The sequence below is a fragment of the Streptomyces sp. CB02400 genome (genome assembly GCF_001905725.1).
GTDB classification, from domain to species: Bacteria; Actinomycetota; Actinomycetes; order Streptomycetales; family Streptomycetaceae; genus Streptomyces; species Streptomyces atrovirens.
The window spans coordinates 52,272-65,906 of sequence record NZ_LIWB01000006.1 but is presented as its reverse complement, the minus strand read 5'-3'; the positions used below and the strand labels follow the sequence as shown (position 1 = coordinate 65,906).

Below are 13,635 nucleotides of genomic sequence, written 5' to 3'. Positions count from 1 at the left end.
CCGATTGTCCCGCACCCCGGCGGAAAATAGGAGGCACCCCGGACGCGGCCCCCGTAGCGTGCGCCTCCATGACAGTGTCCGTCCGCGATCTCCGCCCCGACGCCCGCGCCGACCTGGAGGGCTTCGCCCGCGTCCGGCACGCCGCGTTGCCGTTCATCCTGGTCACCCCGGAGTCCCTGGCCCACGACCTCACCCGTCTCCACCCCGACGCCCACTACCGTCCGCTCGTCGCCGTGGCCGACGGCGAGGTGATCGGCACGGCGCAGGTGCACCTGACCCACGAGAGCTCCGAGCCCGGCCAGGGCAACATCAACGTGTACGTGCACCCCGGGCACACCCGCCGGGGCGCCGGGACGCTGCTGGTGCGCGCCGCCGAGGAGCACCTGGCCGCGCACGGGGCGACCCGGCTGTTCGCCTGGGTGGTGGACGAACCGGGCAACCGCGCCTTCGCCGAAGCGCACGGCTACCGGGCGAGCCGCGCCGCCCACTTCCTCCGCCTGGACCTGGCGAACGGCACCCTGCCCCCGCTCCAGGACCCGCCGCCGGGCGTGGAGCTGCGGCCGGCCTCGGACTTCGCCGCCGATCCGCGCCCGTTGTTCGAGCTGGACGCGGAGACGACGGCGGACGAGCCGAGCGACGTGGACACCGAGTTCACGGACTACGGGGCCTGGCTGGAGGAGACCTGGCGGCACCCGATGTTCAGCCCAGGGCTGACCACGGTGGCGCTGGTCGACGGCCGTCCCGCCGCGTTCTCCGCCGCCCGCACGGACGGCGGCACCCGGTACGGCACGGTCATGACCGGCACCGCCCGCGCCCACCGCGGCCGGGGCCTGGCCAAGCTCGCCAAGAACGACTCCCTGCATCGTGCCCGCGCGGCCGGGTACACGGAGGCGTTCACGGGCAACGACACCGGGAACGGGCCGATGATCGCGATCAACAAGTGGTTCGGGTACGAGATCTGCGGGACGGAGGTGCGGTATGTCCGCGCACTCGGCTGACGGGCCGACGCTGGTGGAGGTGGTCCTGGTCAAGGCGGGACGGATGAAGATCCGCTACCCGGCCGAACTGCTCGCCGACGACGGCACCCGCGCCACCGTGCGCGCCCCCTGGGCGGGTGGCGGCGTGCGCGACTTCGGCTTCGTCCGCTTCGAGCCCGGTGACGTCTTCACGGAGCACTACTGGCGCGACCGGTGGTACTCGGTGAAGGAGGTCCGCGCCGCCGACGGCACCCTCAAGGGCCACTACTGCGACATCGCCCGGCCGGCCGAGCTCTCCGGCGGCCGGCTGGTCGTCGAGGATCTCGACCTGGACCTGTGGGTCTCCGCGGACGGCACGGACGTACGGCGGCTGGACGAGGACGAATTCGCGGCGAGCGGTCTGCTCGCCACGGATCCCGAGGCGGCGGCCGCCGCGGTGGCCGCCCTCGACGAGCTGGACGCCCGGGCCCGCGAGGGCGGGTTCGGCGCGCTGCTCGTCTGAGGGCACCGGGTCAGTCCGGGACCGCGACCACCGCGTACCGCTCGTCGTCCACGTCCCGGCCCCACAGCGCCGTGTCCTCGGACAGCCGCTCCACGTCCACCCGCCCGCCGAGCGGGGCCAGGAGGGCGGTGAGCCGGCCGGCGGGTATGCCGACCGGACTCACCGTCCCCCACACCCCCTCGACCAGCACCAGCCGTCCTCCGGGGCGCAGCAGGTCCCGCCAGTGCCGCAGCGCCCGGCCGGGTTCGGGCAGCGTCCACAGCACATGCCGGACCAGGACGGCGTCGTAGCGCTCCTCACCGACCGGTGGTGCCGTCGCGTCGCCGACGAGGAACACGGCGTCACGCCCGGCGAGCTTCCGCCGGGCGAGCGCCACCATCGCCGGGGACCGGTCGACGCCGGTCACCCGGTGTCCCCGCTCGGCCGCGAGGAGGGACAGGCTGCCGGTGCCGCAGCCGAGGTCGAGGACGTCGCCGGGCCGCCCCGGCAGCCAGGCCCGCAGCCGCGCCGCCCAGGCGGCGCGCACCCGCGGGTCGCGCAGCCCGTGGTCCGGCTCCTCGTCGAACGCGGCGGCCTCCGCGTCCCAGTCGACACCGTCCGTACCCGCCCCGTCACCGCCGTGGATCGTCATGGCCCCAGAGTGACACCCACCACTGACAATCGATTCGTGACAGCGGCCACAGACAGAACGGGACCGATGAGGAACTCTCCCCCGAAAGGTCTACCTCCGTGAGAACACGGAACCCGGTGGACCCTGAAGGAGGCAGCCATGCGCCGTGTCACCGTGCAGAAGCCCCCGAGGAAGACGGACGCCCGCCGGACCCGTGAGGAGGCCGACGAGCGCCCCGCGGGACGACCCGAGGTCCGCAAGGACATCGCCCGCACCTGGTGGCCCGACAACTGACCGTCCGGACACCCGCCCGATCCGGGCACCTACCTGATCCCAGCCTGAGCACTCCCTTAACGCGGCCATAAGGATCTCTCTCCGCGGCCTTCGACAGGCGATTCCGCTGGTTCGGGGGGCTAGTTTCTGAGCCACCCCCCCCACGGGATTCATCACCCCCCACCCGATCCAGTGATCGCTGTCGAGGAGTTGCTGCACCATGCCCGCACGCCGCAAGGCCGCTGTCGCCACCGCCGTCGGTCTCGTTCCGCTCGCCCTGACCGGGCTGTCCGCCACGCCGGCGTCCGCGCACGGCTCGATGGGCGACCCGGTCAGCCGGGTCTCGCAGTGCTACGCCGAGGGCCCGGAGAGCCCGAAGTCGGCGGCGTGCAAGGCGGCGGTCGCGGCCGGCGGCACCCAGGCGCTGTACGACTGGAACGGCATCCGCATCGGCGACGCCGGCGGACGCCACCAGGAGCTCATCCCCGACGGCAAGCTGTGCAGCGCCGGCAACGAGGCGTTCAAGGGGCTCGACCTGGCCCGCGCCGACTGGCCGGCGACGAGCGTGAGCAGCGGTTCGTACACCTTCAAGTACCGCGTGACCGCCCCGCACAAGGGGACCTTCAAGGTGTACATCACCAAGCCCGGCTACGACCCGTCGCAGCCGCTGGCCTGGGACGACCTGGACCTGGCGAACCCGGTGGCGACCTCCACCGACCCGGCCGCCTCGGGCGGCTTCTACACGTTCGCCGGCACCCTCCCCGAGCGCTCCGGCAAGCAGCTGCTGTACGCGGTCTGGCAGCGGTCGGACAGCCCGGAGGCGTTCTACTCCTGCTCGGACGTCACGTTCGGCGGCGGGTCCCAGGCGGGTGGGGACCAGACGGGCGGGTCCCGGACAGACGGGGACGAGGCCGGCAGCGGCGGTGAGGCCGCCGGCTCGGGCGACACCCCGAAGGAGGCCGCCCCGGCACCGGCCGCCTCCGCCCCGTCCGAGGAGCAGATCGAGGCCGGCGCCGACAAGTCGACCGTCGAGAACCACGGGCACGGCGACGACGACCCCCACACCTCGGCGGAGCCGACCGCGGCGGACGACGGCACCACCCCGGAGGCCGCCGACGACGGCACCACCGGCAACCAGGTGAAGGCGGCGGGGTCGTCGCAGAACCTCGCGGAGACCGGCGGCGACGGCAACACCCCGTACCTGATGGTCGGCGGCGCCGCGGCGCTGGCGCTCGGCTCGGCGGCGCTGTTCGCCTCCGCGCGGCGGCGCGCGGCGACCGGGCGGCACGGCCGCTGAACCCCTCTCGGGGCCCTGTCCGGCGGCTCAGGCCGGACAGGGCCCCGATGCGCGCATCCGCGTGTACACGTGTCAGTCGAACACGGAGGCGCAGGTGGTGGGCTCGGCGTGGGCCGGGTCGAGGGCGTTGGCCACCTCGTGGAAGGCGACCCGGTCGAACAGTCCGATCGCCAGGTGCTCCGACAGGTCGAGCGGGCAGAGGTCCTGGAGCAGGACGTTGCGCACGTCCGGTCCGGTCAGGAACCCGTTGCGGTAGGGGGTGACGACCTCGTCGTACCGGGTGGCGATGACGGTGTAGCGGACGCCGGGCACGGTGTCGCCGCCCTCGTTGAGCCTGGTGAGGAAGTCGGAGCCGGCGACCTGGTCGGCGAGGGCGGGGGTGGCCTCGCTCAGCAGGTCCTCCGCGCCGGGGAAGTACGGCAGCAGCCGGGTGAGGCCGCCGAGGGTGGTGCCGTGGTTGCTGGGCGCGATGCCGACGAGGGCGTTCACCTCTTCGGCTCCGCCGAGGAACTTGAGGTAGTGGCGCGGCATCATGCCGCCCTGGGAGTGACCGACGAGGTCGGCCTCGGCGGCACCGGTGGCGGCGAGCACCTCGTCGACGAAGGCGTCGAGCTGTTCGGCGGACTTCTCGGTGGGGCCGAGGCCGTGGAAGAGGGGGACGCCGGGGAGCTGTCCGTAGTCGAGGGAGAAGACGCAGTAGCCGCGGTGCTTCAGATAGGGCGCGAGGCCCAGCCAGTTGTCGACCGAGTTGCCGAAGGTGCCGTGGACCAGGACGACGGGGCGGGGGTGGGCGGCGGAGGGCTCGCAGGACCAGTCGTTCCAGCCCGAGCCGGGCGCGGTGGCGGCGTGGGCGCCGGCGGCGGTGGGGAGGGTGAGGCCCGCGGCCAGCAGCAGCGCGGCGATGGGTCTGATCACTCGCTTCCAGGGCAGCATCGCGTGATCTCCTTGCGGTACGGGGGAAGGGTGGGGGCCTTACTCCCTGTGATCCGGATCACGAGGACGCTGTTCACCCGTCAAGTTACGGGCGAGTAGTAAAACTGGGAAGTTACGCGTCGGTAAAAACTTCCGGTGTCAACCGGCGGCGATACGCCCGGACCTGATACGGCGTCACCAAACGGGGCGAATCGGCCCGTCGGGCGCGATGCGCAGCAGCTTCCGCGCCAGTTCGCGCACCTCCCCCTCCCCCAGCACTTCACCCCAGGCCCGTACGGCCTCCGCCGCCGCCTCCTCGGCCGCCCGGGTGCAGGCCCACCCCGCCTCGGTCAGCACGACGAGCCGGGCCCGCGCGTCCGCGGGGTGCGGGCGCCGCTCGGCGTACCCCTTGCGCACCAGCTCGTCGACGAGCTGGCTCGCGGCCTGCTTGGTCACCCCGAGGTGGACCGCGAGGTCGGTGACCGTCGCGCCGTCCGGGGCGAGCCGGGTGAAGGCGAAACCGTGCGCGGGCCGCACCCCCTCGAAGCCGCGGGCGACCACCCCGTCATGGATGCGCTGGGTGAGCTCGCCGGCGACGGCGAGCAGGGCGGCGGACAGGGTGACGGCCTCGGAGTTCTGCACGGGGAAATTCAAGCACCTTGACGAAATAGTCAAGATGCTTGACCATATAGTCAAGTTACTTGACTACTGGAGGAGACCGTCGTGCCCGTCGTCCGCCCGTCCGATGCCGTCGTCCACGAGATGCACGGCGCCCGTTTCGTCTCGTACGCCACTTCCTCGACCGGCAGCAAGGAGCTGTGCGCCTGGCGAGGCGAGATTCCCGCCGGTACGAGGGCGCCCGCGCACACCGTCAGCCGGGAGGAGATCTTCCATCTGCTCTCCGGCGAGCTGCTGATCACCCTCGACGGGACCGCTCACCGCGTCACCGCCGGCGACACGGTGATCATCAACTCCGGCGCGACCCTCGCCGTCGAGAACCCGGCCACCGAGGTCGCCGTCTCCTGGGTCACCACCTCCCGCGGCCTGGAGGCGACCCTGGCCGACGGCACGCGCGTGGTGCCGCCGTGGGCCAACTGAGACCGGCCCGTTCCTCCGCGCGGAGGAACGGGCCGGTCGTAGGAGGCGGGCTTCAGCCGATCTGGGTGCCGGTCGCCGAGAGGGCCTCCGTCACCGGCTGGAAGAAGGTCGTACCGCCCGAGGTGCAGTCGCCGCTGCCGCCGGAGGTGAGGCCGACCGCGCTGCCGCCCGAGAAGAGCGAGCCGCCGCTGTCGCCGGGCTCGGCGCACACGTCGGTCTGGATGAGACCGTTGACGATGTCGCCGTTGCCGTAGTTCACGGTGGCGTCCAGACCGGTGACCGTGCCGGAGTGCACCTGGGTCGTGGAGCCGCTGCGGGTCACCTGCATGCCGACGGTGGCCTCGGCGGCGCCGGAGATCGCCTGTGTGGAGCCGTCGTAGAGGTTCACCTCGCTCGGGTGGGCGACGTCGGCGGTGTACTTGACCAGGCCGTAGTCGTCGCCCGGGAAGCTGGAGTCCGCGTTCTCGCCGATCACGGTGCCCGAGGAGTCCGACCAGGTGGAGATCCCCTCGGTGCAGTGCCCGGCGGTGAGGAAGTGCGGCTCGCCGCCCTTGGTCACGTTGAAGCCGAGCGAGCAGCGCCCGCCGTTGCCGGTGATGGCGTCGCCGCCCGCGACGAAGGGCTTGTACTCGCCCTTGGTGCGCTGGAGTTCGGCCTTGGCGCCGAGGGAGTCGACGACCTTCGTCAGCTTGGCCCACTCGGCCTCGGAGACCGTACGGTCCGCGGTGACGACGACCTTGTTGGTGGTCGGATCGGTCACCCAGGCGGTGCCCGGAATGGTGGCGTCCTGTTCGAGGGTGGTGCGCGCGCTCTTCAGCTCGGCGAGGGAGTTCGCCACGACTCTCGCCTCGGCACCGGCCGACTCGACGGCCTCGGCGGCGGCCTCGTCGAGCACGTTCACCACGAGGGCCTTGTTCTTCGCGTCGTAGTACGTTCCCGCCGCGTCGGCGCCCAGGTCCTGGGCGAGCGTCGAGGCGAGCTTTCCGGCCGCTCCGATCGAGAGGGTCCGGGGCGCGGAGTCCGCCGGGACCTCGCTGGCGTTCGCAGTCTGGAAGGTGACCGCGCCGGCGGCCAGTGCGGCGATGCCCGCACCCGCCATGACCGCACGTCGCCCGGGTATGCGTCGGTGCTTCAACTCACGTCCTCCTGTGGGGGGACGGCCCGGGAGGTTGTGGGGACCTCATCGGACCGGAAGGTGTACGGCGACGGGGGCAGAACACAGAAGAAGCCACGCCCGTGCCGGTCGAACGGCGCCTACTCTTCCGAACCCCACAGGGAGCACACAAGGTCGACTTCAGGACGCGCGTACGACAACGGCCGTGCGCCCCCTATGTCCTGACAGGTCATGGACACGTAGGGCGGTTCGCACTGCAAACGCTACGAGGGAGTAACCGGCGGTACGGTACGCGGGATTCCGCCTTGGCTTGAATTCGACCTCTCGTGCCCGCGGCAAGGGTGAGCCCCCGCACGGCGATCGCGTGCGGGGGCTCGTGGTGCTGCCGGCTGCGAGGTGGGAACCGTGGGACCGGTGGTGCCGGCCGGTCCCGGCGGGCCGCTCCTAGTAGACGCTGACGCCGTAGGCGCTCAGGGCCTCCGTGACCGGCTGGAAGAAGGTCGTACCGCCGGAGGAGCAGTTGCCGCTGCCGCCGGAGGTGAGACCGTACGCGGTGCCGTTGCTGCCGTAGAGCGCGCCACCGGAGTCGCCGGGCTCGGCGCAGACCGTGGTCTGGATCAGCCCGCCGACGACGTCGCCGCCACCGTAGTTGACGGTGGCGTTCAGGGCGGTGACCCGGCCGCTGTGGGTGCCGGTGGTGGAGCCGTCGCGGATGACGGTGGTGCCCACGCTCGGGGTGGCCGCGCGGGTGATGTCCACGCCGTTCGCGGTGCCGGGCCGGCTGACGGACCCGGTGTACCGGACGATGCCGTAGTCGTTGCCCGGGAAGCTGGACCCGGCCGTCGAGCCGATGACCGAGGTGCGCCCGGAGTTGGAGTACCAGGTGCCCGCGCCGTCGGTGCAGTGACCGGCGGTCAGGAAGTACTCGGCACCGCTGCTGCTGCGGACGTTGAAGCCGAGGGAGCAGCGCCAGCTGCTCGCGTAGATGGCGTCGCCGCCCTGTATGAGCTTGCTGATCTTGCCCGGGGTGCGCTTGACGGTGATCGCGGCGGCGTCGTCCCCGGCCTGCTGCTTGATCTTGTTGATCTCGGCCTGGGAGACGGTGCTGTCGACGGTGAGCAGCACCCGGTTGGTCTTGCTGTCGACGGCCCAGGCGGTGCCCGGGACGTCGGCCTCCAGCACCGAGCCGCTCACGCTCTTGAGTTCGGCGGAGCTGAAGGTGGTGGGGGTCTCGGCCGCGTTCGCGCTGGGGACCACGATCGCGGCGGCGGCCACGAAGCCGGTGGCTACGGCGATCAGCCGAGTCCGTCTCGAGATGCCGCTGCGGGGGGTGGTGCGCTTGATCCTCACTTCTCGTTCCTCCACAAAGGAAGTAGGGGGCCCTCGTGGGGTTTGTGGGCCCGTGAGGCGCAGCCAGGGAGCCGGGCGCCCGGATTCCGAACACGCCGTGCCCCTGACAAGCGCTGTGGGAAGCGAGTATTCGGCCGACCGACCGTTCGGCGCAAGGGTGCCTTTTGGCCGTCAACCTTTGAACCTTCTATGAGATTTGGTCCGCCCGCGGGATCGCGTTACCCGTGGTCACACCCGCATCGCGCAGGCGTCACGGCCGGTCGAACAGCCGCACGGTGTCCGGAACTCGCCCCTCCGGATAGCCGGTCCGTCAGCAGTCGCAGCCGCAGTCGCAGCCGTCGCAGCACCCGTCCTCACCGCAGCAGTTGCAGCACTCACAGCAGTTGCAGCAGTCGCCGCACCCGCTGCAGTCGCAGTTGGCGCAGGGCCCCTGCTTCTGCTCCCGGCTCCAGGGGTCGTCGTAGGTGCCGCAGCACAACTGGCAGGTGCAGGCGAGCCCCAGCCACACGGCACAGCCGGCCAGCAGTCCGCGCCGGTCGCGGCGCGGCGGCTCGGGAGGCAGTGGACCACCGGGGGTGCCGGGAGGCGCGTAGGGGCCGGTTCCGTGGGCACAGGAGACCGTACCGAAGGCGCGATGGACGGAGTTGGGCAATTCATGGACGAGCAGCCGGTGCGCGAGACCGCCGTCGGTGAACTCCACCTCGCGCAGGGCGAGCCGGATGCCGTGCACCGCGTCGTCGGCGAGCCGGCGGGCCTCCTCCAGCGGGGTCCCGGTGGCGGTGAGCGGGTTCCAGGCGCCCGAGGCGGCGTCGGCCTCCCGGTCCTCCACGGCGTCCAGGAGATGCGCGAGGCGCCCGAAGAGGCGTCCGGCCTCCGCGAGCGGTACGGCGTTGCGCGGCCGGCCGGCCAGCACCGCGGTGTGCGCGAAGGCCGCGGACGTCGCGGTCTCGGTCGGCTCGGTGACGGTGAGGATCGGGGTGCCGGGCCCGGCGAGGGTCTCGATGCCGGTCTGCCGGTCCACGGCGTCGACGAGGACGGCGGTGTCGAACCCGACGTCCGAACCGGTCCGCGCGCCCGCCCGGTCCCAGCTCGCGGCGACCCGCCGCGCGGCGAGCGCGACCGGCCTGCGCGCCAGCATCCCGTCGCCGTCGGCGACATGGTCGCGCACCTTGGCGGAGGCGAGGACGAGGGAGACGGCCGCCGCGAGCCGCGCGCCCTCACCGTGCGCGACGGACGCGGTGCGCATACCGCGCAGCGGGCACGGTCCCGCGGTGCGCCGTCCCGCGTCCGGGCGTTCCGCCTGAGCCTCCGTCAGGACGGATACGAGGAGTCCGTCGTAGTTGGTGACGATCCGCGCGAGCTGCCCGTGGTCCCCGCGCAACGCGAGGCACAGCCCGCACAGATGGGCCATCCACTGGGCGGTGAGCTTCTCCCCGAGCCGGTGCCGACACGGCCTGACCATTCCGAACACGACGTTCCCCCGTGCAGTTGTACGACGTTCAGCGGCGGCATCGTATCGGCCCCGGTGTTCACCCGTACGCACCCTTCCTCACCCGTACGCCGGGAAGAATCATATTTCACTCACAGTCAGCAGCCGTTTACACCAAGACCCTTGGGAAACCCGGACTCTCGACGGATGAGCTGTGCACCAGTACCGTCACAAACCCCCCGCGCGGCGTCTATCCACTTGGCGCGACGTCCGCATCATGGACGACCATAGGGATGCGGAAAGCAGACAAGACCGCTGTGAGAGGAGGCGTCCATGGGATCGGTACGCAAGGCGAGTGCCTGGCTCGGCCTCGTCGACGACAACGAAGACGAGCGTTACTACGACGACGACTACTCCGACGGGACCGAGCCCGGCGAGGCCTGGGTCACCGATCCGCGGGTCAAGGTGGCCGCGGACGTCGCCGAGGAGAGGGGGCGCCGGATCGGCACGGTCACCCCGGACAGCTTCCGGGACGCCCGCGCCATCGGCGAGCTGTTCCGCGAGGGCGTTCCCGTCATCATGAACCTCACGGCCATGGACGCCGGCGACGCCAAGCGCGTCGTCGACTTCGCCGCGGGCCTGATCTTCGGTCTGCGCGGTTCCATCGAGCGGGTGTCGAACCGGGTGTTCCTGCTCAGCCCGGCCGACACCGAGGTCGTCAGCGGTGATCCGGCCGCGCACCGGTCGGACGGCTTCTTCAACCAGAGCTGAGGCAGGGCCGCTCGCCGGCCCTGCCCCCTCGGAGGCTCACCGGAAGGCGTCGAGCCCGGTGAGCGCCTTGCCCAGCACGAGCTGGTGCATCTCCACGGTGCCCTCGTAGGTGAGCACCGACTCCAGGTTGGTCGCGTGCCGCATCACCGGGTACTCGAGCGAGATCCCGTTGGCACCGAGGATCGTCCGCGCCGTGCGGCAGATGTCGATGGCCTCACGGACGTTGTTGAGCTTGCCGAAGCTGACCTGCTCGGGACGCAGGCGGCCGGCGTCCATGCGCCGCCCCAGATGGTGGGCGAGCAGAATCCCCTTGTGCAGTTCGACCGCCATGTCGGCGAGCTTGGCCTGGGTCAGCTGGAACCCGCCGATGGGCCGCCCGAACTGCTCCCGCGACTTCGCGTAGTCGACCGCCGCCTCGAAGGAGCTCCGCGCGGCGCCCATCGCGCCCCAGACGATCCCGTACCGGGCGTGCGAGAGACAACTGAGCGGGCCCTTGAGACCGGTCACCTCGGGCAGCACGGCGTCGGCGGGCAGTCGTACGTCGTCGAGGACCAGCTCGCTGGTGACGGAGGCGCGCAGTGACCACTTGTGCTTGATCTCGGGCGCCGAGAAGCCGGGGGCGTCGGTGGGCACGACGAAACCGCGGATCCCGTCCTCGGTCCCCGCCCACACCACGGCGACCCCGGCCACGGAGCCGTTGGTGATCCACATCTTGCGCCCGCCCAGCACCCAGTCCCCGCCGTCGCGCTTGGCGTGGGTGCGCATCGAGGCGGGGTCGGAGCCGTGGTCGGGTTCGGTGAGCCCGAAGCAGCCGATGACCTCGCCGGACGCCATCTCCGGCAGCCACCGCTGCTTCTGCTCCTCGCTGCCGAAGCGGTGGATGGCGTACATGGCGAGCGAGCCCTGCACGGAGACCAGCGAGCGGATCCCGGAGTCGGCCGCCTCCAGCTCCAGACAGGCGAGCCCGTACTGGACGGCGCTGGCGCCCGCGCAGCCGTAGCCGTCGAGGGACATGCCGAGCGCGCCGATCCCGCCGAGTTCCCGGGCCAGCTCCCGGATGCCGGGCAGCTCACCCTTCTCGTACCAGTCGGCGACGTACGGGAGCACCCGGTCGGCGGCCCAGGTGCGCACGGTGTCCCGGACAGCCAGGTCCTCCGGCTCCAGCAGGTCGTCGAGGCCGAGGGGGTCGGCGGGGTCGAAGGGGGGCAACTTCGCGGACGCGGACATGGGGGCATCCTCCGGGAACGACAAAACTAGCAGTGCTAGTTACGGCTCTGGGGCGACGTTACGCGGCAGTCTCCCGCACGTCCACCCTGCTCTCCCACCCGCGCGGCGCTCGTTCGCCGCTCGTCGAGAGGTGCACCTCTCCCCGGCAGCGCTCGTTCGCCGTCTGACAAGAGGGGAACCTCTCCCGGGGGGCGCGCCGCCATCGGCGGCTTGCGGTGGGCGGGGCGCACGGTCGGCTGCGACGACGAAGGACCGCGCGCGGACACCGGACGACGAAGGACCGCGCAGGACCGCGCGCGGACGACGATGGCGGCCAGCCCCCACGGGCGACGTCCACCTCTTGATCTGCGGTGAACGGGTGGTGCGCGGGTGGGAGACCAAGACGGTCACACCGAGACACGGGAGTCCACCGCTTCCCGCGGCGCAGGCACCTCCACCGCCGCCCCCTCACACTGCATCGTCCGCGGCAGCCGCAACGCCATCAACGCCCCGAGCAACAACAGCCCCGCGCTGACCAGCAACGTCACATGCAGCCCGTGCACAAACGCGTGCCGCGCCGCATCCCGCAGCGCACTCCCCGCCGGCCCGCCGAGCCCGTCGGCCACCTCGTACGCCTCCCCCAGCGAGTGCGACGCCGCCGAGGACGCCGCCCCCGGCACCCCGGGCACCCCGGCGAGGCCGGGCGCGTACGCCGCGTTCATCACGCTGCCGAGAAGCGCGATCCCCATGCCGGCGCCGAGCTGGTAGGAGGTCTCGCCGATCGCCGCCGCCCCGCCGGCCCGGTCCGGCGGCGCCTCGCTGAGCATCGACTCGTACGCCCCGAACAGCGTGGTCTCCAGGCCGAAGCCGAGCAGGACGAAACCGGTCAGCAGCAGCGGCCAGTCGTCCTGCCCGCCCATCGCGGTCAGGACCACCACCGCGGCGGCCGTCAGGCAGAAACCGGAGCAGACCATGCGGCGCGGGCCGAACCGGCGCAGCATCCGCGCGCCCGCCAGGCCCGCCGCCATCGCCGCGATCGTCAGCGGCAGCAGGCGCAGCCCGGTCTCCAGCGGAGAGAGCCCGAGCACGAGCTGGAGGTACTGGGCCGCGATCAGTTCCAGGCCCACCAGGGCCAGCATCGCCAGCACGATGCAGCCCACCGACGTACTGAACGCCGGCCGGGCGAACATCCGCAGGTCGACCAGCGGATGCGTACGGCGCCGCTGCCGGCGCACGAAGGCGGTCAGCAGCCCGGCGCCCACGAGCAGCGGCAGCACGGTCCACACGCCGGCGGCGGAGGCGCCGCCGCCGAGCCGCTTCACGCCGAGGACCATCGCGAACAGTCCGGCGGCGGCCATCAGCGCGCCGGCCACGTCCCAGGGGCCGTCGCCCACGCCCTTCGACTCGGGCAGCAGGAGCCGCCCGACCGGGAGGCTGACCAGCATCAGCGGGATGTTGACCAGGAACACCGAGCCCCACCAGAAGTGCTCCAGCAGGAAGCCGCCGAGCAGGGGGCCGACCGCCGCGCCCACGGCGGCGACCGCGCTCCAGATGCCGATGGCGAGCGCCCGCTCGCGCCGGTCCGGGAAGACCTGGCGCAGGATCGACAGCGTCGCCGGCATGATCATCGCGCCACCGACGCCGAGCAGCGCCCGCGCCACGATCAGCACCTGGGCGTTGTCCGCGAGGGCCGCCATGCCGGAGGCGACGCCGAACAGGGCGTAGCCGAGCAGCAGGACGCGTCTGCGGCCGATCCGGTCGCCGAGGGTGCCGAAGAGGATCAGCAGCGAGGCGCAGACCAAGGGGTAGGCGTCGACGATCCAGAGCAGCTCCATCGCGCCGGGCCGCAGGTCCTCGGTGACGGCGGGGACCGCGACGTGCAGCACGGTGGCGTCGACGGCGACCAGCAGCAGGCTGACGCAGAGGACGACGAGCACCACCCAGCGGTTGGCACCGGCCCCGGCCGCCCGACGGCGCAGCGCGGCGGCGGCCGTGGTCGTCCCGGACATGTACGTACCTCCCAGATGTTCCCTCGCGATCGGCGGGCTCACGGGGTCGGGGACTCCCCCGTGACTCGGCCGGAGAGGAGCGGTGGT

Annotated in this window: 14 protein-coding genes; 6 read left to right on the top strand and 8 right to left on the bottom strand. The window is 72.1% G+C overall.

All coding sequences use genetic code 11. From position 1 onward, the window contains the following. Positions 1 to 68: 68 nt before the first annotated feature. Positions 69 to 998 (top strand): GNAT family N-acetyltransferase, encoded by a 930-nt coding sequence (locus AMK33_RS16395; protein ID WP_073933565.1) that lies wholly within the window; start codon positions 69 to 71, stop codon positions 996 to 998. After that, positions 979 to 1,479 (top strand): DUF402 domain-containing protein, encoded by a 501-nt coding sequence (locus AMK33_RS16390; RefSeq protein WP_073933564.1) that lies wholly within the window; start codon positions 979 to 981, stop codon positions 1,477 to 1,479. The genes AMK33_RS16395 and AMK33_RS16390 overlap by 20 nt, the downstream gene beginning before the upstream one ends. Positions 1,480 to 1,489: 10 nt before the next feature. On the opposite strand, the gene AMK33_RS16385 is transcribed toward AMK33_RS16390, so the two are convergent. After that, positions 1,490 to 2,110 carry a class I SAM-dependent methyltransferase gene (locus AMK33_RS16385; RefSeq protein WP_073933563.1) on the bottom strand — a complete coding sequence of 207 codons (621 nt, stop codon included), beginning with the start codon at positions 2,108 to 2,110 and terminating at the stop codon, positions 1,490 to 1,492. A gap of 138 nt (positions 2,111 to 2,248) precedes the next feature. On the opposite strand from AMK33_RS16385, the gene AMK33_RS44715 reads away from it, so the two are divergent. Together AMK33_RS44715 and AMK33_RS16380 are read left to right on the top strand one after the other, a co-directional pair. Then, the gene (locus AMK33_RS44715; RefSeq protein ID WP_107425124.1) at positions 2,249 to 2,383 is read left to right on the top strand and encodes a hypothetical protein; all 135 of its coding nucleotides are present in this window, start codon (positions 2,249 to 2,251) and stop codon (positions 2,381 to 2,383) included. Between the two features lie 199 nt (positions 2,384 to 2,582). After that, complete coding sequence (locus AMK33_RS16380) at positions 2,583 to 3,659, top strand: lytic polysaccharide monooxygenase auxiliary activity family 9 protein (protein WP_073933562.1); 1,077 nt, start codon at positions 2,583 to 2,585, stop codon at positions 3,657 to 3,659. Positions 3,660 to 3,731: 72 nt separating this feature from the next. Here AMK33_RS16380 and AMK33_RS16375 read toward each other — a convergent pair whose 3' ends face one another. Together AMK33_RS16375 and AMK33_RS16370 are read right to left on the bottom strand one after the other, a co-directional pair. After that, positions 3,732 to 4,592 (bottom strand): esterase/lipase family protein, encoded by an 861-nt coding sequence (locus AMK33_RS16375; RefSeq protein WP_073933561.1) that lies wholly within the window; start codon positions 4,590 to 4,592, stop codon positions 3,732 to 3,734. Between the two features lie 174 nt (positions 4,593 to 4,766). Beyond that, a complete protein-coding gene (locus AMK33_RS16370; RefSeq protein ID WP_073933560.1) occupies positions 4,767 to 5,213 on the bottom strand; it encodes a MarR family winged helix-turn-helix transcriptional regulator in 447 nt (148 codons plus the stop codon). Between the two features lie 81 nt (positions 5,214 to 5,294). Here AMK33_RS16370 and AMK33_RS16365 point away from each other — a divergent pair, with 81 nt between their 5' ends. After that, positions 5,295 to 5,669, top strand: a complete 375-nt coding sequence (locus AMK33_RS16365) for a cupin domain-containing protein (protein ID WP_073933559.1) — start codon at positions 5,295 to 5,297, stop codon at positions 5,667 to 5,669. 52 nt (positions 5,670 to 5,721) lie between these two features. Here the strand turns inward: AMK33_RS16365 and AMK33_RS16360 are convergent, their stop codons facing one another. The 3 genes from AMK33_RS16360 to AMK33_RS16350 all read right to left on the bottom strand — a co-directional run bounded on the left by AMK33_RS16360 (position 5,722) and on the right by AMK33_RS16350 (position 9,595). Beyond that, entirely contained in the window at positions 5,722 to 6,804 is a 1,083-nt protein-coding gene (locus tag AMK33_RS16360) for a S1 family peptidase (RefSeq protein WP_107425123.1), read from the bottom strand. 423 nt (positions 6,805 to 7,227) lie between these two features. Next, positions 7,228 to 8,133 carry a S1 family peptidase gene (locus AMK33_RS16355; protein WP_073933557.1) on the bottom strand — a complete coding sequence of 302 codons (906 nt, stop codon included), beginning with the start codon at positions 8,131 to 8,133 and terminating at the stop codon, positions 7,228 to 7,230. Between the two features lie 310 nt (positions 8,134 to 8,443). Beyond that, entirely contained in the window at positions 8,444 to 9,595 is a 1,152-nt protein-coding gene (locus tag AMK33_RS16350; RefSeq protein ID WP_235618114.1) for a DUF5685 family protein, read from the bottom strand. A 300-nt stretch (positions 9,596 to 9,895) separates the two neighbouring features. Here AMK33_RS16350 and AMK33_RS16345 point away from each other — a divergent pair, with 300 nt between their 5' ends. Further along, positions 9,896 to 10,333 carry a cell division protein SepF gene (locus AMK33_RS16345; protein ID WP_073933556.1) on the top strand — a complete coding sequence of 146 codons (438 nt, stop codon included), beginning with the start codon at positions 9,896 to 9,898 and terminating at the stop codon, positions 10,331 to 10,333. Positions 10,334 to 10,369: 36 nt separating this feature from the next. Here the strand turns inward: AMK33_RS16345 and AMK33_RS16340 are convergent, their stop codons facing one another. Both AMK33_RS16340 and AMK33_RS16335 read right to left on the bottom strand, forming a co-directional pair. Beyond that, a complete protein-coding gene (locus tag AMK33_RS16340; RefSeq protein WP_073933555.1) occupies positions 10,370 to 11,560 on the bottom strand; it encodes an acyl-CoA dehydrogenase family protein in 1,191 nt (396 codons plus the stop codon). A 386-nt stretch (positions 11,561 to 11,946) separates the two neighbouring features. Next, complete coding sequence (locus AMK33_RS16335) at positions 11,947 to 13,548, bottom strand: MFS transporter (RefSeq protein WP_073933554.1); 1,602 nt, start codon at positions 13,546 to 13,548, stop codon at positions 11,947 to 11,949. Positions 13,549 to 13,635: the final 87 nt, after the last annotated feature.

What these genes read in the sequence shown, in the direction of transcription:
- AMK33_RS16375 (WP_073933561.1), bottom strand. Translation starts at nt 4,592, where the DNA reads ATGCTGCCCTGGAAGCGAGTGATCAGACCCATCGCCGCGCTGCTGCTG.
- AMK33_RS16390 (WP_073933564.1), top strand. Translation starts at nt 979, where the DNA reads ATGTCCGCGCACTCGGCTGACGGGCCGACGCTGGTGGAGGTGGTCCTG.
- AMK33_RS44715 (WP_107425124.1), top strand. Translation starts at nt 2,249, where the DNA reads ATGCGCCGTGTCACCGTGCAGAAGCCCCCGAGGAAGACGGACGCCCGC.
- AMK33_RS16380 (WP_073933562.1), top strand. Translation starts at nt 2,583, where the DNA reads ATGCCCGCACGCCGCAAGGCCGCTGTCGCCACCGCCGTCGGTCTCGTT.
- AMK33_RS16395 (WP_073933565.1), top strand. Translation starts at nt 69, where the DNA reads ATGACAGTGTCCGTCCGCGATCTCCGCCCCGACGCCCGCGCCGACCTG.
- AMK33_RS16385 (WP_073933563.1), bottom strand. Translation starts at nt 2,110, where the DNA reads ATGACGATCCACGGCGGTGACGGGGCGGGTACGGACGGTGTCGACTGG.
- AMK33_RS16335 (WP_073933554.1), bottom strand. Translation starts at nt 13,548, where the DNA reads ATGTCCGGGACGACCACGGCCGCCGCCGCGCTGCGCCGTCGGGCGGCC.
- AMK33_RS16350 (WP_235618114.1), bottom strand. Translation starts at nt 9,595, where the DNA reads ATGGTCAGGCCGTGTCGGCACCGGCTCGGGGAGAAGCTCACCGCCCAG.
- AMK33_RS16345 (WP_073933556.1), top strand. Translation starts at nt 9,896, where the DNA reads ATGGGATCGGTACGCAAGGCGAGTGCCTGGCTCGGCCTCGTCGACGAC.
- AMK33_RS16340 (WP_073933555.1), bottom strand. Translation starts at nt 11,560, where the DNA reads ATGTCCGCGTCCGCGAAGTTGCCCCCCTTCGACCCCGCCGACCCCCTC.